The following is a 19773-nucleotide window of genomic DNA, read 5'->3' as shown; positions in this document are numbered from 1 at the left end:
CCAGTTTCAGCCTCGTGCAGCCTATCCGGACGAAGCCGGACCAGGGCAGTTCGTCAGTCGGTCTCGACCTGGCGCACTTCGTACCCCGCCGAACGCAGGGCGGAGACGAGCGTCTCGAGCTGCTCGCGGTCGCGCGCCTCGCACTCGATCTCGGTCAGCAGTCCCTTGGCGGGCAGGTTGGTGAAAATGCGGTGATGCAGCACCTCGACGATGTTCACATTGTGCTCGTGGAACACCTTGGCGACCTTGTAGAGCGCACCGGCACGGTCCTGCAGGCCGATCTTCAGGCGCGCGAGCCGGCCCGAGCGGGCAAGGTCGCGCAGCAGCACGTTGGCAAGCAGGCGCGTGTCGATATTGCCGCCCGACAGCACGATGCCGACCTTCTTGCCGGCAAACAGCTCGCGGTTGGCCATGACTGCGCCCAGGCCGGTCGCTCCCGCGCCCTCCACCAGGGTCTTTTCGATCTGCAGCAGGAGCGCCAGCGAGCTTTCGATGCGCGATTCGCTGACCAGCAGGAACTCGTCGAGCAGGCCGCGCAGCACCTTGGAAGTGAACTTGCCCGGCTCGAACACCGCGATGCCCTCGGCCAGCGTATCGCCGCCGACCGGCAGGTTGGTGCCCTTGAGCAGGTTGTACATCGAGGGGTAGAGCTGCGCCTCGACGCCGATCAGGCCGATGCCCGGCTTGATGGCGCGCGCCACCGTGCCCATGCCCGATGCCAGGCCGCCGCCGCCGATCGGCAGCACCAGCGTATCGATCTCGGGCACGTCCTCGAGCATTTCGAGCGCGACGGTGCCCTGCCCGGCCGCGACGTGCGGATCGTCGAAGGGATGGATGAAGGTAAGGCCGAGTTCGGCCTCCATCTTGCGCGCATGGGCATAGGCTTCGTCGAAACTTTCGCCTTCGAGCACGACCTTGCCGCCCACGCTTTCGGTCTGCATCACCTTCACCAGCGGAGTGGTGTTGGGCATGACGATCGTTACCGGCACGCCCAGCCGGGTGCCGTGGTAGGAAAGCCCCTGCGCGTGATTGCCCGCCGAAGCGGCGATGACGCCGCGCTGTTTCTGTTCTTCCGAAAGCAGCAGCAGGGCATTGAGCGCTCCGCGCTCCTTGTAGGCGGCGGTGAACTGCAGGTTTTCGAACTTGAGCCAGACGTCGGCACCGGTGATCGCACTCAGCGTATTGGAGTGCTGCGTCGGCGTGCGCACGACCTTGCCCGAAATTCGCGCCGCCGCCGCACGAACGTCGTCGGCAGTCAGCAGGGCACCATCGGTCCCCGGGGCGGTCTTGAGCGTTTGCTGGTCCATAGGGTGGCGCGGGTAAAGGAAACCGGGGCAAATTGAAAGCGTGGGCTTAGGCCCGGCTTAGATTGATAGCGTCACAGACCCTCGCTAGAAGACATCCCCATGACCGAACGACGCAAGGTTTCCTTCCTCGGCCTCGGCGTGATGGGCGGCGCTATCGCGCGGCACATCGCCAAGGCGGGCCATGAGCTCACCATCTACAACCGTTCGCCCGAACGCGCGCAGAAATGGGTGGAGGACAATCCCGGACTCGCCCATCGCATCGCCGCGAACCCGGCGCACGCGGCGCAGGACGCCGACGTGGTGATCACATGCGTGGGCAACGACGACGACCTCGCCGAAGTCGTGCTCGGCCCCAACGGCGTCTTCAAGATGCTCAAGAAGGGCGGCGTCTTCATCGACCACACGACGGTATCGGCGCGCATCGCCCGCCAGATCTCGGTGGAGGCGCGCGACCTGCAGGTCCATTGCATCGACGCGCCGATGACCGGTTCGCAGATCGGCGCGGAAAAAGGCACGCTCACATTGATGTGCGGCGGACGCAACGAAGCGGTGGAAGCCGCGCGTCCGGTGATGGAAGCCTATTCGCAGCGCATCGTCCACGTCGGCAAGGCCGGCTCGGGCCAGATCGCCAAGATGGCCAACCAGATCTGCATCGCGGGCAATGTCGCCGCGCTGGCCGAGGCGGTGCGCTTCGCGCAGGCCTCGCACCTCGACATGGACAAGGTCTACGAGGCGATTTCCGGCGGCGCCGCGCAGTCGTGGCAGATGGACAACCGCTGGCAGTCGATGGACGAGGACCGCTTCGACTTCGGCTTCGCGATCGACTGGATGCGCAAGGATCTCGGCCTCAGCCTCGACGAAGGGCGTGGCCTTGGCGTCTCGCTGCCGGTGGCCGCGCTCATCGACCAGTTCTTCGCCGAGATCCAGGCCATGGGCGGCGGCCGCCTCGACACCAGCGCGATCATCAAGCGACTGCCGAGGAAAGGCCGCAAGTGAAGCATCTCGCCGCGGCAGCGCTCGCGCTGCTGATCGTCACGCCCGCCCATGCGGACGTGCTTGTCGACAATGTCGAGGGCCTGACGCCGGACGGCAAGGGCGGGATAGAACGCTTCGAGGGCTTCCTGATCGGCGAAGACGGCCGCGTGATCGAGGTCTACCGCCACGGCGACAAGCGCCCCAGGAAAGTCCAGTATCAGGTCGACGGCAAGCACCGCGTGGTCGTGCCCGGCATGATCGATGCCCATGGCCACGTCATGGAGACCGGCTTTGCGAAGATGACGCTCGACCTCTCCGCGACGAAATCGCTGGACGAGGCGCTGTCCCGGATCGCGGCATGGGCCGCCGCCCATCCCGAAACGCCCTGGATCCTCGGCAGTGGCTGGAACCAGGCCAACTGGGGCATCGACCGGATGCCGACCGCGGCCGAGCTCGACAGCGTGACCGGCGGTAAGCCCGCGTGGCTTACCCGCGTCGACGGCCATGCCGGCTGGGCCAACAGCGCCGCGCTGGCTTCTGCCGGTATCACCGGCGCCACCACCGATCCGGCTGGCGGCCAGATCCTGCGCAAGGTGGGCAGCAAGGCCCCTGCCGGCGTGCTGGTCGATGCCGCCACCGCACTGGTTGAGGCCAGGGTACCGCGTCCCCGCCCCGAAGACCGCGATACCGCGTTGGGTGAAGCGCAACTGGCGCTGCTCGCCTCGGGCGTGACCGCAATTGCCGACATGGGCACGACGATCGAGGACTGGCAGGCCTATCGCCGCGCCGCCGACCTCGGCCACTTGCGCATCCGCATCGTCGCCTATGCCGCAGGCATCGACAACATGACGCTGATCGGCGGCCCCCGCCCGACACCGTGGCTCTATGGCGACCGGCTGAAGATGAACGGGGTGAAGCTCTACCTCGACGGCGCGCTCGGATCGCGCGGGGCGTGGCTAAAGGCGCCTTATGCCGACGCGCCCGAAACGAAGGGCCTGCCCCAGATCAGCGAAACCCAGCTGGGCAACCTCATGAGCCGGGCGGCGATAGACAACTTCCAGGTTGCCGTCCACGCCATCGGCGATGCCGCCAATGCGGCGGTCCTCAATTCCATCGACGAATTGTCACAGACCTACAAGGGCGACCGCCGCTGGCGCATCGAACATGCCCAGATCGTCGATCCCGCGGATATCGCGCGCTTCGGCGAACACGGCATCGTCGCCTCGATGCAGCCGCAGCACGAAGCCTCGGACCGGACAATGGCCGAAGCGCGACTGGGCCCGAGCCGGCTGTCCGGCGCCTATGCGTGGAAGTCGATCGCCGCCACCGGCGCGCCGCTGGCCTTCGGATCGGACACCCCTGTCGAACCGGCCCACCCCTTCGAAGGGATCGCCGTCGCCGTGACGCGCCAGGGCGCGGACGGTCAGCCGACAGGTGGCTGGCAGCCGCAGGAGATCCTCTCGCGCGAGGCGGCCATCAACGCCTATACGACCGGCGCGGCCTACGCGATGTTCGCCGAGGACCGCCTTGGCCGCATCGCCAAGGGTTATGACGCGGACTTCCTCTTCGTCGATACCGATCCGATGGAAGCGACTCCCGAGCAACTGCGCCAGATCAGGGTTCTCGAGACGTGGATCGGCGGCAAGCTCGCCTGGTCCAATGCCAAGGATCGGGTGCTGCCGACTAAGGCCGAAGGCGACGTCTCTCCGATCGAGGGCCGCTGAACCGAGGATCGGGCGGCACTCACGCGGCGCTTTCGTGCGCCCGCCTCGCGACAGGCCCGGGGTAAGCGGACATAGCCAAGGCCCGAGTGAAGCTCAGTTGCTGGCAGGAGCCTCGGGCTCACCCGCGGGTTCCGCTGTGTCGGTCTTGGCCTTTTCGCGCGCATCGCGCTTTTCGGTGAACCACATCACGATCAGCGTGCCTTCGAACAGAAGCAGCAGCGGTATGGCCAGCAGGAGCTGCGAGATAACGTCGGGCGGCGTGGCCACGGCGGCGACGATGAAGATGCCGACGATGGCGTAGCGGCGCGCGGCGGCGGTCTGGGCGCGGGTGATGATACCGGCGCGGTTGAGCAGCATCAGCAGTACCGGCATCAGGAAGCTGATCCCGAAAGCGAGGATGAACTGCATGACGAGCGCAAGATAGTCTCCCGTGCCCGGCAGCGCCTCCAGCTTGAGGCCGCCCTTGTCCCCCTGGAAACCCAGGAAGAAGTGGAAGGCGGTGGGCATGACGACGTAATACGCCATCGCCGCGCCCATCGTGAACAGCACCGGGGTCGCGATCAGGAACGGCAGGAAAGCCTTCTTTTCCTTGGCGTAGAGGCCCGGTGCGACGAAGGCCCAGAGCTGGTTGGCAATTACCGGGAAGCTCACGAAAAAGGCCGCGAAGATCGCGATCTTCACTTCGACAAAGAAGGCTTCGTAGAGCTTGGTGTAGATCAGCCTGCCCTGCCCTGCCGGGAAGGCCTCGGTCAGCGGACGAACGAGGAAGCTGAAGATGTCGTTCGAGAAATAGAAGCACACGCCGAAGGCGACCGCGAAGGCGGCGAAGGCGCGCATCAGTCGGCTGCGCAGTTCGATCAGGTGATCGAGCAGCGGCGCCTGCGTGTCGTCGATATCGGAAATCTTGAAAGCCATGGAGCGTTCGATCAGGGCGGCGGCGGCGGGAGATTCAGTTCGGCCTGCCGGCTTTGCTGTTCTTTCGCATCTCGCGGGGCTTCATCTTGAGCAGCGGACTGTTCGCCGCTCAGCGGCGCAGGGGTATCGGTTGCAGCAGCTTCAGGCGACTTCGCTTCGCCAGCGGAACCCGCATCACCCTGACGCGAGGCGATCGGGGCCTGCATCTCTTCGGCACTGGGCAGCTGCGGCGTCGACTTCATGATCGCCTCGTTCTGCGCGCGCCACTGCTTTTCCATTTCCTCCAGCTCGGCCTCGCGCACCATGGCGTCGATCCCGGCGCGGAAGTGGCCGGAGATCTTCCGCATCTTGCCGATCCAGCGGCCAGCCGTGCGCATCGCCATCGGCATGTCCTTGGGGCCGATGACGACGACCGCCACGATGATTACCATCAGCAGTTCTGATGCGCCGATGTCGAACATCGCTTAAGTCGCTTTCTGCGCTGGCTTACGACTGCTCGGTCTTGTTCTCGCTGGCGCTCGGCGTGGCCGAGGGATCAGCGGGCTTCGACGAAATCTGAGCCGGCGGGGTGGAGGAATCTTCCGACTTCTCGTCGTTCATGCCTTCCTTGAAGCTCTTGATGCCCTTGCCGAAGTCTCCCATGATTTCGGAAACCCGACCGCGGCCAAACAGAACCAGTACGATCACGAGCACGACAAGCCAGTGCCAGATCGAAAAGCTACCCATAACTTCAACTCCAAACCGTGCGACCGATTCCGGTCGCCACGAGGCTCATCTAGGGATTTTCGGGGGAACTTGCCACCCTGTCATGAATTTGACCCGGTCAGGTCACGTCGTCGTCATCATCGCCATGTCCGTCCCGGTCATCCGCCTCTTCCAGCGCATCGCGCTCCTGTGAAACGGGACCGGAAAGCGCCGCCTCGATCATGTCGTCATCCACAGGATCGAGCAGCCCTGCGGCGCGCAGCTCGTCAATCCCCGGCAGCTCCTTGAGCGAACGCAACCCGAAATGCGCGAGGAACTCGGGCGTGGTGGCGTAGATCACCGGCCGGCCCGGCACTTCGCGGCGCCCGGCCACGCGTACCCAGCCCGCCTCCATCAGCACGTCCAATGTGCCCTTGGCCGTCTGCACCCCGCGAATCGATTCGATTTCGGCGCGGCTGACCGGCTCGTGGTATGCGACGATCGCCAGCACCTCGGTCGCCGCGCGCGACAAGCGCCGCAGTTCTTCCTTTTCGCGGCGCAGGAGATGAGCGAGGTCAGGCGCGGTTTCGAAATGCCAGCGCTTGCCGCGCTCCACCAGATGAATGCCGCGCCCCTCGTAATGGCTCTGCAGTTCGGCCAGCGCCGGACGGATGTCGGCCTGCCCCAGGTGCGCGGAAAGCGCTTCGACGGTCATCGGCTCTTCGGAAGCGAACAGCGCTGCCTCGACCGCGCGGACCAGATCGTCGGGTCCCGTCGCCCCGTCCGCCCCGGCCTCTGCAAAGCTCTCTTCGGTCATTGCGTCTTCATTCATGGCTTCACCGCCTTCAGCCTTAGCGGCCCGAATGTTTCGTCCTGCGCGATCTCCGCCTTGCCGGTGCGCGCCAGTTCCAGTGCAGCGACGAAGCTGGATGCCAGCGCCGACTTGCGCAGCTGCGGATTGGCCCACGAATCGTGCGCAGGCGGCAGGAATTCACGCAGTTCCATCCAGTCGAGCGAAACGCCCAGCATCGAGGAGACGCGGGTAATCGCACTTTCGAGGGTCATCACCATGCGCTCGCGCACCATGTGGACCACCGGCTCGCTGCGGATCTTGATGTCGCCATAGGCGCGCACGAGGTCGAACCAGGTGCATTGCCAGGCATTGCGACGGGCCACCCGCAAGCCTTCGGGTGCGCCGCGCGGGAAGACGTCGCGGCCCAGCCTGTCGCGGCCCATGAGGCGCGCTGCCGCCTCGCGCATCGCGCCCAGCCGCTGCAGGCGCAGCTGCAGGCGCAGTGCCAGTTCCTCCGGGCTGGGATCGGCCTGTTCGTCCTTGGGCAGCAGCAGCGCCGACTTGAGGTAGGCGAGCCAGGCCGCCATCACCAGATAGTCCGCCGCCAGTTCCAGCCGCAGCGCTTCGGCCTGCTCGATATAGGTCAGGTACTGGTCGACCAGTTCGAGGATCGAGATGCGCCGCAGGTCGACCTTCTGCCGACGGGCAAGGTCAAGCAGGAGGTCGAGCGGGCCTTCCCAGCCTTCGATCTCGAGGTAGAGCGCTTCCTTGTGCGCCTCGGCCGCTGCCACGCCGTCCCATTCCTGGTCCGCCGCTTCGAAGGAAAGACCGGATTCCGGCGGCAGGTCCATGGCTCAGGCCGCCACCTGCGCCAGCAGCGCATCGCGCCGGGCGATCAGCTCCGCGTGGTCTCCCGCGGTTCCGCTGTCACCGACGGCGGTCAGCGCCCGCTTCAGGCGGAGCGCGGTCTCCTCGCTCATGCTTGGCAGACGCTCGGCGATGCCGACCATGTCGTCCATCTTCGCCCAGCAATTGAGCGCGATATCGCAGCCCGCGGCGATAGCGCGCTCGGCGCGTTCCGGCACTGTGCCGGAAAGCGCCTGCATGTCGAGGTCGTCGGTCAGCAGCAGCCCTGCAAAGCCGACGTTCTTGCGGATCACCTCCCGCACCACGACCGGCGAAAGCGTGCCCGGATTCTCCTTGTCCCACGCGGTGTAAAGGACATGGGCGGTCATCCCGATCGGCGAATCAGACAGCGCGCGAAAAGGCTGCAGGTCCGTTTCGAGGTCTTCTGCGCTCGCCTCGACCCTCGGCAGCTCCTTGTGGCTGTCGGCCATCGCCCGGCCGTGCCCGGGAATGTGCTTGATGCACCCGGCGACACCGGCCCGTGCCAGCCCGGCAAGGATCGCCCGGCCCAGTGCGGCAACGCGCATCGGATCGGTGCCGAGTGCGCGATCGCCGATAACGTCGTGCGCGCCGGTCTGGCGCACGTCGAGCGAGGGATGGCAATCGACCGTGATGCCGACTTCGGCAAGGTCCAGCCCGAGCGCCTCGGCGTTGGCCCGCGCCGCCTCGATCGCGGTGGCCGGGGCGATGTCATAGAGCCGGTCGAAGGCTTCCCCGGGCGGATAGACCGGCCAGACCGGCGGCTTCATCCGAGCAACGCGGCCGCCTTCCTGGTCGATGCAGATGAACAGGTTGTCGCGGCCATGGATCGCGCGCAGTTCGTCGGTAAGGGCGCGCATCTGCTCGCGGCTTTCGACGTTGCGCCCGAACAGGATGTACCCGGCGGGATCGGCATCCTTGAAGAACGCGCGCTCGTCCTGACCGAGAGTGAGTCCGGAAAGGCCGAAAATTGCAGGAACCATGGCGAATTCGTCGCAGAAATCCGCGCTCTTCGCAAGGAAGCGGCGTCCTTCAGGTGTGGAAATGCGCCAGGGCGGGCCGAGCCCGCCCGGCCGCGTTCAGTTCTTGACCTGGCAGCTCAGCCCGGCGTCCTTCATGCCATTGCACAGCGCCTTTGCGGCAGCGAGATCGCCCGGCACCGCCTGGAGGCGATAGACAGTACCGATGTCCGCCTGCCCTTCGAGCACGCGATGGTTCACGCCCGAAAGCTCGGGATACTGGGTCTTGAGCGTATTCCAGCCGGTTTCGGCCGCCTGCTTCGAAGTATAGGCGCCGACCTGCACGCCGACGCCGGAAACCGGTGCAGGCGCCTTGGCCGGAGCCGAAGCCTTCTCGGCGGGCTTGTCGGCAGGCTTGTCGACCGATTCGAAACCGGGCCCGGGCACTTCCTCCTGCTCGCCGATCTGCGGCTGGCGGGATTGGCCCTCGGCTACCGCGAAGCTGGTGTCGCCGGTCCCCGCCACGACTTCGCCGCCCGGGTTTTCGGGCTTGGTCTTGTAGGGCTCCTTGGGCGCGGCGATGACCCCGCCATCGGCGACGAGCGGCTTGTCGGAAGATCCCTTCATCGCCCAGAAGACGATCCCGACGATCACCGCGATGGCAAGCAGGCCGAAGATGCCCAGCAACAGGCCCTGGCTCATGCCCGAGCCGCGCTCGTCCTCGAATTCGTCGTCATCGCCCTCGAGCCAGGGCAGGCGCACGTCCTCGTCACCCAGCTCGAGCTGCGGCGGCTCCTCGAACGAAGGCTGGCCTTCCGGCGCGACGCCTGCGAAACCGGCGCCATCGAATTCGCCGTCGTCACCGTCGACCTTCGGACCCTGCGGATCTCCGCTCCGGTCCCCCTGACCCGTGTCCGAGAATGCCATCCTTACATTTCCTCTACAGCCTCTACGCCGAGCAATGCCAGGCCGTTACGGACAAGTTGCCCGATCTGCACAGCCAGGAAAAGCCTCGCAGCAGTAAGGTTAACATCGAGTAAGTTAATAAACCGCTTCTCGACGCGATCATTGCCGAGATTCCAGTATCCGTGGAACGCGGCGGCAAGGTCGCCAAGGAAGAAGGCGATACGGTGCGGCTCGCGCGCGGCTGCCGCCGCCTCGACGATGCGCGGGAACTGCGCGGCCAGCTTGACCAGCTCCAGTTCCTCCTCACCCAGCAGCTCGAGGTGGTCGGCCGCAGGCGTCAGCCCTTCGGCCGCGGCCTTGCGCAACGTCGAATGGACGCGGGCATGGGCGTACTGGACGTAGAATACCGGGTTGTCCTTCGAGGCTTCGACGACCTTGGCGAAATCGAAGTCCATCTGCGCTTCGGGCTTGCGGGTCAGCATGGTGAAACGCACCACGTCCTTGCCCACTTCGCGCACGACGTCGGCCAGCGTGACGAACGTGCCTGCGCGCTTGGACATCTTCACCGGCTCGCCGTCGCGCAGCAGCTGGACCATCTGCACCAGCTTGATCTCGAATGGGGTCGGCTCCCCGTCCGCGCCGGTCATCGCGGCAACCGCGGCCTTGATCCGCTTGACCGTGCCGGCATGGTCGGCACCCCAGATATCGACGAGCGCGTCGGCTTCCTGGGCCTTCTGGTAGTGATAGGCGAGGTCGGCGCCGAAATAGGTCCAGGTGCCGTCCGACTTCCTGATCGGGCGATCCTGATCGTCGCCGAACCGGGTCGACTTGAACAGCGGCAGCTCGACCGGCTCCCAGTCCTCGGGCGTCTTGCCCTTGGGCGCTTCGAGCACGCCGTCGTAGACGAGCCCCTTGGAACGCAGCCAAGCTTCCGCCTCGTCGGGCTTGCCCGAGGCCTGCAGCTCTGCTTCGGACGAGAACACCTCGTGCTCGATGCCGAGCAGTGCGAGGTCGTCCTTGATCATCACCAGCATCGCGGCGACCGCCTTTTCGCGGAACAGCGTGAGCCATTCCGATTCGGGCGCATGAGCGTATTTGTCGCCGAATTCCTCGGCGAGCGCCTTGCCGACCGGGACGAGATAGTCGCCCGGGTAGAGGCCTTCGGGGATCGCGCCCACGTCCTCGCCCAGCGCTTCGCGGTAGCGGATGTGGACCGAGCGGGCGAGTACCTGCACCTGCGCGCCGGCGTCGTTGACGTAGTATTCCTTGACCACCTTGTGCCCGGCAAACTCGAGCAGGGTCGCCAGCGCATCGCCGACGACCGCGCCGCGGCAGTGGCCCATGTGCATCGGCCCGGTGGGGTTGGCCGAAACGTACTCGACGTTGACGGTCGACCCGCCGCCCATGGCCGAACGGCCGTAATCCGCGCCCAGATCGGCAATCGCGCGCAGCTCCGCAATCCAGGTCGCAGGCGCGAGGCGCAGGTTGATGAAGCCCGGCCCGGCGATTTCCGCCGAAGTCACGGCATCGAGCTTCGCCAGCTCGGAGACCAGCGCCTCGGCCAGGTCGCGCGGCTTCATGCCAGCGGGCTTGGCCAGCACCATCGCCGCATTGGTCGCAAGATCGCCGTGCGAGGGATCGCGCGGCGGCTCGACCGTGATCGCACCTCGCTTCAGCCCGCCCGGCAGCGTCCCCGCCGCTTCCAGCGCATCCAGCGCAGCATTGAGGTGGCCCGCGAAAGCGGCGTACAGGGTCTGGTTCTCACGAGTTGCAGTGTTCATGGGCGCGCGGATAGCCGATGTGCGCGCAAAGGGGAACAGGCTGGCTCGCGCATGACCGGCAAGGCAAGTTTACACGGTTTACACTGTCCTGGACAAAAACGGCGCCGCCCCCACCGGGCCTTGCCCGCCACCGTGGGAATGGCCGCGTTTGCGAGACAGGTCCTATCGAGCCGGGGCATGACAGCGAAACTAGCGCAGACGCATGCCTGTAGGAAAACGGATTGCGAGGGCCGTCAGTGCAAAGGCGGCCTGTGCCAGACCCGCCCCTGATCGACTCGATTCACCCCCCTCCTCGTCAACCGGCTCCCGCGACGATGGACCAGCGGTGAGCCGAGGTTGACAGACACCCGAACCTCCTTCTCGGGAGCGCCTGCGATCCTCGGCATCTCGCCCGGCCGGCACCGGTATCGCGACAACCTCGACTCAATGTGACCGATCCCAAGATATAACTGTATCGGGACAAAGTTCGCTCAAAACTTCCGAAAAAACCATAAAAATACGTGCTTTTCTGGTTTTTCGATTGCACACCGCCAGCACTCTCATTAATGGGACCGATATCACAGGGATGATTGGCCAGAGCCGATCACGCAACGAGAGGAGGTTTGGATGTGCAAGTTCGATAAAGTGCGTTGGTCGCTCGGAGGCAGCTGCGCCCTAATGGCACTGATGGCCGCAACCAACGTTCAGGCTCAGGATAGTGCTGCAGGGGCAACCGATTCTCGCGCTCCTGCCGGAGCGGTTGCCCAGACTGCGCCGACCGCAGAACCGGAGATGCAGCAGATCATCGTCACGGGTTCGCGCATTGCTCAGAACGGCATGTCCGCACCTACGCCCGTCACCGTTGTCGGCGATGACCGGCTTCAGGCCCGCGCAGAAACCAATGTGGGCGATGCTCTCAACGAGCTGCCCTCGTTCAGGGCCCTCACCACGCCCAACACCCAGCAGGCCGTTGGTGGCAACATCGGCGCGCGCGTACTCGACCTGCGCGGCCTGGGCGCCACCCGTACGCTGGTTCTGGTCGATGGGAAGCGCTTCGTACCCTCGACCACGCAAGGTACGATCGACGTGAATCTCATCCCCAGCCTGCTGGTCAAGCGCGTGGAAATCGTGACCGGCGGCGCTTCGGCTGCCTACGGCTCCGATGCCGTTGCAGGGGTCGTCAACTTCATCCTCGACAAGAACCTGGACGGCTTCAAGGGCACGGTCCAGGCCGGCATCTCCGGCGAGGGCGACGGCGCAGAGCGCTCTGCCCAGGCCGCGTGGGGCACGAGCTTCGGCGATGGCCGGGGCCACTTCCAGATTGCCGGCGAATACACCAAGTCCGAAGGCCTTGGCGATTGCTACACGCGCGACTGGTGCCCCAACGAACAACTGATCGGCAATTCGCCGGCAGGCTTTGACGGACTTCCCGCCAGCATTCGCGGCGGGCCGGCCGGAACCGGCACCCTGTCCTCGGGCGGCCTGATCGTTGCGAATTCAGGCCCCCTGCGCGGCCTCGCCTTCAATCCTGACGGCAGCACCTACAACTACGACTACGGTACGATCTACGGCAGCAACCCGTCTCCACTCTTCACGCTGGGTGGATCGGAATCGGGTCGCAACGGATTTCTCGACGGTATCCTGCTGGCCCCGCCGGTTGAACGCATTGTCGCCTATGCACACGGCGACTACCAATTGACCGACAGCATCAAGGCCGGGCTCGACCTGTCCTATGGCAGGGTCAAGGGCATGGTGATCGGCTCTGACGCAAGGTCCACCCTGACGGTCCAGCGCGACAACTACTACCTGCCCGACAGCGTTGGCACGATCATGGATGACAACGGGATCGACAGCTTCACCTTGGGCCGCGCATTTACCGACCTGGGCGGTTCGGTAGATTACTCCAAGAACGAAACGTACCGAGCCGTCTTCTCGCTGGAAGGCGAGCTGTCGGACACCTGGAAGTGGGACGCTTACTACGAGTACGGCCGCAACAAGTTCCGACAGGACTATTCCGGCAACTTCGTCGCTTCGCGTGTAGCCAAGGCCGCCCAGGCAGTGGAAGCGAACGGCTCGGTCGTGTGCCGGGTGAATGCCGATGCCGATCCCGGCAACGATGACCCGGGCTGCGTTCCGATCAACGTCTTTGGTTCAGGCAATATCTCGCAGGCCGGGGCAGCCTACATCGCACCCTCGGGCTACCAGACGACCGACCTGACCGAGCACGCCATTGCCGCCAACATCAACGGCTCCCTCTTCGCCTTGCCGGGCGGCGACTTTGCGCTGGCCGCGGGCGCAGAATTCCGCAGCGATCACGCCTCCGGTTCGGCCGATGCCCTGTCCAATGCAAACGCCTTCTGGTCCTTCAACGGCAAAGCGCTTACCGGCACCATCAAGGTCGTCGAAGGCTATCTCGAAGCGAACGCACCGATCCTTGCGGACGTCCCATTTGCCCGCACGCTCGAACTCAACGGCGCGGTGCGCCAGACCCACTACACCCGCAACAGCCCGGGCGTCGATTCGAGCACGGTCGACGCCACCACATGGAAAGCGGGCCTCGTCTATGCACCGGCGAATTTCCTGCGCTTTCGCGTCACCCGCTCGCGCGATATCCGCGCGCCGAATCTGACCGAGCTGTTTGGCCCCGTATCCCTTGGCCGCACGACAGTTGTCGATCCGGCCAACAACGGTTCGCAGATCCAGGTCAATGCCTATTCAGGCGCAAACGGCCAACTCAATCCCGAGAAGGCCGACACCTGGACCCTGGGCGCGGTCCTGACGCCGGGCGGCGCGCTCCATCGCCTGCGCTTCTCAGTCGACTACTATGACATCAACCTGAAGGGTGCCATTTCGACGCTCGGTGCACAGGTTCTTGTCGACCGGTGCTATGCCGGGGTCTCTGCGCTTTGCGACTATGTTTCGCGCGATACGACGGGGACGATTACGAGCGTATCCGACGTGCTTCAGAACGTGAGCCAGATCCGCAACCGCGGCCTCGATTTCGAACTGAACTACGGGTTCGACGTTGGCAGCATGGGCAATGTCGACATGCGCGTCCTCGCTACCAAGTACCTCAAGTACTCGATCGCGGGTGTCGATCGCCTCGGCCAGACCGGCTATCGTCCCGGCACCACCACGGGCGTTCCCGACTATCTGATCGACGCCTCGGTGACCTGGAACATGGACCGCGTCTCGCTTAACGCCCACGGTCGCTACATCCCCGAAGGCATCTTCGACACGACGATGATCGGACCGCAAGATTCAGGCTACGATCCCAACCTGCCCAACAGTGTCAACGACAACCGCGTGGACAGCTACTTCACGCTGGATCTGGGCCTGACCTTCCGCGCGACGGACCGCTTCGAATTCTTCGGGCTGGTCAACAATGTCTTCAATACCGACCCGTCCGCCGCGGCGAGTGCACAGGGCGGCACCAACCAGGTCTATTTCAATCCCTACGGTCGCTACTTCAAGATCGGCGCCCGTGTGACGATGTAAATTCAAAATCCGCGCCGGCAATGCCGGCGCGGGCCTGCAAATAGAAGGAATGCGCATGGCAAAAAAGTCGCTCCAAGAGCTGCTCCAGACGACCGAGAAATGCATTGTCGCCCCATGTGTCTACGACTGCGCATCCGCGCGTGCGGTGGAGCTGGTTGGCTTCGAGGCCATGATGCTCTCGGGCGGGGAAGTCTCGATCGCCATGAACGGGGTGATCGACTACGGCTTTTCGAACCTGACCGACATTGAGTGGATAACGAGCCGGATTTCGCAGACTTCCGGAATCCCGCTTGCCGCCGACATCGAGGACGGCTTCGGCGGTCCGCTTGCCGTCTATCGTTCGGCAAAGCGGATGGCGATGGCCGGCGCCAAGGCGCTCCAGCTCGAGGACGCCTCGGACATGGAGGAATCGACCGGACTGATTTCACGCGACAAGTACATGGAGAAGGTCAAGGCCGCGCTGGCGGCGCTGGAAGGGACCGACTGCTTCCTGATCGCACGCACCAATGCAGACCCCGAAACCGAAATGGAAGAAGGCTGCATCCGAATGGCGATGGCCCATGAACTGGGCGCCAAGATGACGACCGTCGTCAAGATCGGCACTTACGCACATGCCCAGCATGTGGCCGAAAAGGTCCCGGGCTGGAAGATGTTTCCGGACGTACGCGACATCGACGGCAAACCGGCAGTCACCGCCGACCAGATCTACCCGCTGGGCTTCAACTTCATGACCATGCACTATACGCTCAAGGCGGCAATGGACGGCATGCTCGAACATGGCCTCAGGAACGTCGAGCAGCAGGGCTGCCACTATACCTGCCAGAAGCAGGACGCGACCGGCGTGATGGGCATGAGCGCTACACCGCTTTTCGACCCGCAGAGCTACATGGAACTGGAAAACCGTTTCACGGGCGGCGGCAAGGAATACACGATCGTGGGCAATGCGGTGGAAGACTTCCCCGAAGGCTTCAAGCGGGTGCCGATCGAAGACCGCCTCTGATCCCGAAGAAATACTGACCCTCCCTCGGGGCCCGGCAACGCAGATCTCCTCTGCGTTGCCGGGCCCCTTTTTTATGGCTCTCGCCCCCAGGCAAAGACACCGCCACCTCCGGCCGAACAGCGGCGGGCGGGATGAAAGATCTGCTTGCCTGCCCGGCCCTCGTGGCCTTCCGGAACGCGCTTAGTGTACCGCAGGCACCGCACGTCTCCGGGCAAGCGGAGGTCGGGATCGGTGGGATTGCGTACAGGGCACCGGCCCATCACCGGTGGGCAAGGCACCAAAAAAGGGGCAGTCAATGCGACTGCCCCCCTCAAGATTACCCTCGCCTCAAGCAGAAGCTGGCGAAGAGCCTACAGGTCCATCGCTTCGCGCAAGCTGCGATAGGGCTTCAGCGCGAAGAGGAGCAGGACCCACATCAGCGGGCTGGCAATCCCGACGACGATGGCCATCGAATAGCGAATGTCGGTGGGGCCGGTGAACACATGATCGTTCATGAAGCCGATGATCATCGGGCCGATGCCGATGCCGACAAGCGAGATGATCATGATGTAGAGGGCGGTGACCTGCGCGCGCGCGCGGTTCGGGACGATCAGCTGCAGCGCGGTTCCAGCACAGGGCACCGGCATGCAGGACAGGAACATGGTCGGTCCGATAAGGGCAAGCGATGCCCAGGCATTGGGCATGAGCGGCGCGACACATCCGAAGATACCGCAAAGCAGGAAGCTCCACGCAGCGACCCGGAGCGGCGCATCGACCTTGCCGCTTGCCGCAACCTTGTCTGCCAGCACGCCTGCAAAGAACGTGCCGCTGGTACCGAAGATGATCATGATCAGGCCGAAGCCGAGCCCGACCTGCGCCGGGTCCCACCCGTAAACACGACCGAAGAGCGCGGGCATCCACACGTTGTAGGCAAAGTTCACGACCGTAACCATGGAGAAACCCGAGAACATGAGCGTCAGCGCAAGGCGGCGATCCTTGACCACCTTGATCACTTCGGCGATCGTCATCGGCCTGTCATGACCGGTGCCACGCCGTGCGGGCTCTCGAAGCAGCCAGAACACGGGCGCCAGCAGCAGGCCGGGAAGGCTCACGAGCAGAAAGCACGCCTGCCAGGGCAGCAGGCCCAGGGGAAGCCCTCCGCTGGTATCATGAGCGGCCGAAAGCCCGTCCAGCAACTGACCACCCACGAGATAGGCGAGGCCGATACCGAAGGGGGCGCTGAGGAAGAACACACCCACCGCGCGGCCGAGGCGCTGTGGCGGGAAAAGATCTGCAAGCAGAGACAGCCCCGTCGGCGTCACGCTTGCCTCACCCACCGCCACCCCGACACGCGAGGCAAAGAGCTGGGAGAAATTGCGGGCGAGGCCCGAGGCCATCGAGAAGACGGAAAACAGCAGCAGGGAAATTCCCAGCAGACCGGTCCTGCGGTGCCGGTCGGCAAGGCGGCCGATCGGAACGCTGCAGATCGTGTAGAATATTCCGAAGGCGACGCCCTGCAGCATGGCGAAGCGCGTGTCATCCATGCCGAAATGCGCCTTGACGGGCTCGACCGTGAGATTGAGCACGACCCGGTCGAACTGCGAAGCGATCGAGGCCAGCGCGAGAAGCGTGGCAATCATCCAACTGCGCCGAGCCGCGGGCCACGCGGCCTTGCGCTCGGGAAGAGGATCCGGCGGCAAGGCATCGGTTTGAAAGTCGTGCTGAGCGGGCACAGGATTTGCCATTTGCATCCTCTTCGTTTTTGTCATTGCGGGCCCGCCCTTGCGTGAGCTGCCGCCAAGACTGCCGGGAGCGAATTGCCATTCCCGGTCAGGCAAACTTCGTTTCAGGAATTCTTCGCCTTGCAGGCAGCCAACTCTTGCAGGACTTGCGAGACCTGCTGGGCACCGGACAAATGTCCATCGAGGAGACAGGCATTCTCTTCGCCAGTCGGCGCTTCGAGCGTGGCCAACTGGCTTTCCAACAGCGACACCGGCATGAAATGGCCCGGGCGCGAGGTCATGCGCTGCTCAAGGCCGGATCGATCAAGCATGGGCAGCACGAAAAGCACATTTCCGACCCGCGCGCGCAGCCGGTCGCGGTAGCTGCGCTTGAGTGCGGAACAGGATGCCACCGCGCCGCGCGGACTGGCCACCAGCGCATCGCCCACTGCGTCGAGGAACGGCTCCCGGTCGTGATCGCTCAGCGCGATGCCGGCAGCCATCCTGGCGCGGTTCGCGGGCGGATGAAGCTCGTCTCCCTCGATGAAGGTCCAACCCAGAGCATTCGCGAGCGCATGGGCCAATGTCGTCTTGCCGCAACCGCTGGGCCCCATGACCACGATGGCGCGCGGCACAGCCCCACTCATGCCCCCTTGTCCCTGGCCATGTCGAAGAGGCGGACATATTCGGCACTGTCCGAAGAACCGAGGCCCGCGGCCACCAACATGCGGTGAAGGTCGGCAGCCAGCGACGTAAGCGGCATGGCCAGGCGCTTGTCCATGGCGGCGGACTGCACGGTCTCCAGGTCCTTGAGCATGTTGTCGATGCGTCCCGTGGGCGTGAAGTCGCGCACTGCCATCTTGCCCATGAACTCTTGCAGTATCCGCGAATCCGCCCGTCCGCCGGCCAGGGCCGCCGGGATGCGCGCGGCATCCACACCCTGTGCCTCGGCAAAGCGCACCGCTTCGGCGACGGCCAGAAAGGTATTGGCACACAGTAACTGGTTGACGAGTTTGACCGTCTGTCCAGCGCCGGGACCTCCCAAATGGGTGGCATTTCGGGCCAGCGCATCGATCAGGGGCCGGACCCGTTCGACGGCACCATCGTGACCGCCGATCATCAGGGTCAGAGTCCCCTTTGCCGCAGCCGGCGCGCCGCCGGAAAGCGGTGCATCAACCCATTCCATGCCTGTTTCGCGCAGAAGGCGCGCGGCCATCCGGGTGGTGAGACCGGCATCGATGCTCGACATGTCGAACAATACCTTGTCCGGGCCCGCAGCCCCGGCGATGCCGTCCTCGCCGAAAACCGCCGCTTCGACGATCGCGGCCGAATTGAGGCTGGTGATGACGAATTGCGCGGCTTCAGTGGCCCCACGCGCATTTCCGGCAAGTACGGCCCCGCGGGCCACCAGTTCCGCGCATTTCGATTCATCGCGGTCATACACCGTAAGCGCCGCGCCTGTTTCGAGCAGGCGACCGGCTATGGCCGAGCCCATGACTCCGACACCGATGACCGCGATCTTCATGCTATTGGGTTCCCTTGACTGAGGCGCGCTCGATCAGGCTCAGCCCGACATCGATGCGCTGGGCAGGACGTTCCTGCGCATCCGCGGACAGGATACCCAGCAGGGCATGTCCCGTTCGTTGGCCAAGCGCATGAAAGTCCACATGGATGGTGGTGAGCGGAGGATTGATTTCCCTGCCGATCTCGAAATCGCCGAAGCCCATGATCGAGACCCGCCCCGGGACGTCGATACCACGGCGTTGGCACTCCATGACCGCACCGACAGCCGACATGTCGGACACGGCGAAAACCGCTTCGACGTCCGGATGCGCCTCGAGCAATGCGCCCATGGCATGTGAGCCGTGCGAGAAGCTGACCGGTGCCTGGCCATGCCGCAGCACGAAATCCCTGGACAGACCGGAGGCAGACAATTCCTCTTCGAAACCGCGCACGCGCTCCTCACCGCGGTGATCGGTCACCGTTTCGCCCGCAGTCGCCGCGAGCGCGCCGATCCGGGTAAAGCCCTTCGCGATGAGATAGCGTGCTGCGGTACGTCCAACTTCGTAGTTGGAAAAGCCGATGGCATGCTCGATCGGCTGGCTGGGAAGGTTTGCAACCTCGATGACCGGGATGTCCGCCGCCAGCAGCATGCGGTTGGCGTTGCGCCGGTGCATGGCGCCGGTGATCACGATAGCCTCGGGCCGGCGCGCGAGGAGCGCACGCATCTGGCGCTCCTCCTCGGCCGTATCGTAGTCGGTATAAGCCACCAGGAGATGATAGTCGCGTTCCCGAAGGACTTCGGTAAGACCATGCGCAACCGCCGCGAAGTTGGCGTTGTTCAGCGTGGGCAGCATGAGCGCAATAAAGCCGGTCTTGCGGCTCGACAGACTTCCCGCCGCGCGGTCCGGAACATAACCCAGGCTGTCGATCGCACGCAGAACCTTGTCCCGGGTCGCCGGAAGCACGAGGTCGGGCGTACTGATCACACGCGAAACGGTCATGCGAGAAACGCCGGCAAGGCGCGAAACGTCGCGAATTGTCGGTCGGCCGGTGGACTGCTGGGACTTCCCACCTGCGACCGGGGCTTCGCGATTGCCGGCATCGGCGGAAGAGTTGGATGAACTGGACATCGCGACTGGATCCTTCAGGCAACAAAACTCCGGC

General features: G+C 64.7%; 17 protein-coding genes. 4 read left to right on the top strand and 13 right to left on the bottom strand.

Features of this window, described 5'->3' with window-relative positions; translation table 11 throughout:
• Positions 1-53 precede the first annotated feature (53 nt).
• On the bottom strand, positions 54-1307 hold the full coding sequence (locus tag PP1Y_RS08965) for a threonine ammonia-lyase (RefSeq protein WP_007013113.1): 1254 nt from the start codon (positions 1305-1307) through the stop codon (positions 54-56).
• Positions 1308-1406: 99 nt separating this feature from the next.
• On the opposite strand from PP1Y_RS08965, the gene PP1Y_RS08960 reads away from it, so the two are divergent.
• Complete coding sequence (locus tag PP1Y_RS08960) at positions 1407-2303, top strand: NAD(P)-dependent oxidoreductase (protein ID WP_007013112.1); 897 nt, start codon at positions 1407-1409, stop codon at positions 2301-2303.
• Positions 2300-4006: an amidohydrolase gene (locus tag PP1Y_RS08955; protein WP_013831953.1), complete on the top strand. Its 1707-nt coding sequence runs from the start codon at positions 2300-2302 to the stop codon at positions 4004-4006. The genes PP1Y_RS08960 and PP1Y_RS08955 overlap by 4 nt, the downstream gene beginning before the upstream one ends.
• 93 nt (positions 4007-4099) lie before the next feature.
• Here the strand turns inward: PP1Y_RS08955 and tatC are convergent, their stop codons facing one another.
• The 8 genes from tatC to argS form a co-directional block, all read right to left on the bottom strand.
• Complete coding sequence (gene tatC / locus PP1Y_RS08950; RefSeq protein WP_013831952.1) at positions 4100-4921, bottom strand: twin-arginine translocase subunit TatC; 822 nt, start codon at positions 4919-4921, stop codon at positions 4100-4102.
• 11 nt (positions 4922-4932) lie between these two features.
• Positions 4933-5382, bottom strand: coding sequence for a Sec-independent protein translocase protein TatB (tatB, locus tag PP1Y_RS08945; RefSeq protein ID WP_013831951.1), 450 nt, complete (start codon positions 5380-5382; stop codon positions 4933-4935).
• A gap of 25 nt (positions 5383-5407) precedes the next feature.
• Positions 5408-5647: a twin-arginine translocase TatA/TatE family subunit gene (locus PP1Y_RS08940; protein WP_013831950.1), complete on the bottom strand. Its 240-nt coding sequence runs from the start codon at positions 5645-5647 to the stop codon at positions 5408-5410.
• A 97-nt stretch (positions 5648-5744) separates the two neighbouring features.
• On the bottom strand, positions 5745-6422 hold the full coding sequence (gene scpB / locus PP1Y_RS08935; protein ID WP_013831949.1) for an SMC-Scp complex subunit ScpB: 678 nt from the start codon (positions 6420-6422) through the stop codon (positions 5745-5747).
• Positions 6423-6433: 11 nt separating this feature from the next.
• Complete coding sequence (locus PP1Y_RS08930) at positions 6434-7249, bottom strand: ScpA family protein (RefSeq protein ID WP_007013106.1); 816 nt, start codon at positions 7247-7249, stop codon at positions 6434-6436.
• 3 nt (positions 7250-7252) lie between these two features.
• Positions 7253-8266, bottom strand: a complete 1014-nt coding sequence (nagZ, locus tag PP1Y_RS08925) for a beta-N-acetylhexosaminidase (protein WP_013831948.1) — start codon at positions 8264-8266, stop codon at positions 7253-7255.
• Positions 8267-8362: 96 nt separating this feature from the next.
• On the bottom strand, positions 8363-9169 hold the full coding sequence (locus PP1Y_RS08920; RefSeq protein WP_013831947.1) for an SPOR domain-containing protein: 807 nt from the start codon (positions 9167-9169) through the stop codon (positions 8363-8365).
• Between the two features lie 2 nt (positions 9170-9171).
• Positions 9172-10929, bottom strand: a complete 1758-nt coding sequence (argS, locus tag PP1Y_RS08915; protein ID WP_013831946.1) for an arginine--tRNA ligase — start codon at positions 10927-10929, stop codon at positions 9172-9174.
• Positions 10930-11586: 657 nt separating this feature from the next.
• On the opposite strand from argS, the gene PP1Y_RS08910 reads away from it, so the two are divergent.
• Entirely contained in the window at positions 11587-14406 is a 2820-nt protein-coding gene (locus PP1Y_RS08910) for a TonB-dependent receptor (protein ID WP_013831945.1), read from the top strand.
• Positions 14407-14461: 55 nt separating this feature from the next.
• The gene (locus PP1Y_RS08905) at positions 14462-15406 is read left to right on the top strand and encodes an isocitrate lyase/phosphoenolpyruvate mutase family protein (protein WP_013831944.1); all 945 of its coding nucleotides are present in this window, start codon (positions 14462-14464) and stop codon (positions 15404-15406) included.
• A 350-nt stretch (positions 15407-15756) separates the two neighbouring features.
• Here PP1Y_RS08905 and PP1Y_RS08900 read toward each other — a convergent pair whose 3' ends face one another.
• The 4 genes from PP1Y_RS08900 to PP1Y_RS08885 all read right to left on the bottom strand — a co-directional run bounded on the left by PP1Y_RS08900 (position 15757) and on the right by PP1Y_RS08885 (position 19739).
• The gene (locus PP1Y_RS08900) at positions 15757-17130 is read right to left on the bottom strand and encodes an MFS transporter (protein ID WP_013831943.1); all 1374 of its coding nucleotides are present in this window, start codon (positions 17128-17130) and stop codon (positions 15757-15759) included.
• 101 nt (positions 17131-17231) lie between these two features.
• Positions 17232-17753, bottom strand: coding sequence for a gluconokinase (locus tag PP1Y_RS08895; protein WP_013831942.1), 522 nt, complete (start codon positions 17751-17753; stop codon positions 17232-17234).
• Positions 17750-18631: an NAD(P)-dependent oxidoreductase gene (locus PP1Y_RS08890; protein ID WP_013831941.1), complete on the bottom strand. Its 882-nt coding sequence runs from the start codon at positions 18629-18631 to the stop codon at positions 17750-17752. Before PP1Y_RS08890 ends, PP1Y_RS08895 begins: the two co-directional genes overlap by 4 nt.
• Before the next feature lies 1 nt (position 18632).
• Positions 18633-19739 (bottom strand): LacI family DNA-binding transcriptional regulator, encoded by a 1107-nt coding sequence (locus PP1Y_RS08885; protein WP_013831940.1) that lies wholly within the window; start codon positions 19737-19739, stop codon positions 18633-18635.
• Positions 19740-19773: the final 34 nt, after the last annotated feature.

It is taken from the genome of Novosphingobium sp. PP1Y (genome assembly GCF_000253255.1).
Lineage (GTDB): Bacteria > Pseudomonadota > Alphaproteobacteria > Sphingomonadales > Sphingomonadaceae > Novosphingobium.
Note: the sequence above shows the minus strand (reverse complement) of the source record. Positions and strands in the feature narration are given on the sequence as shown.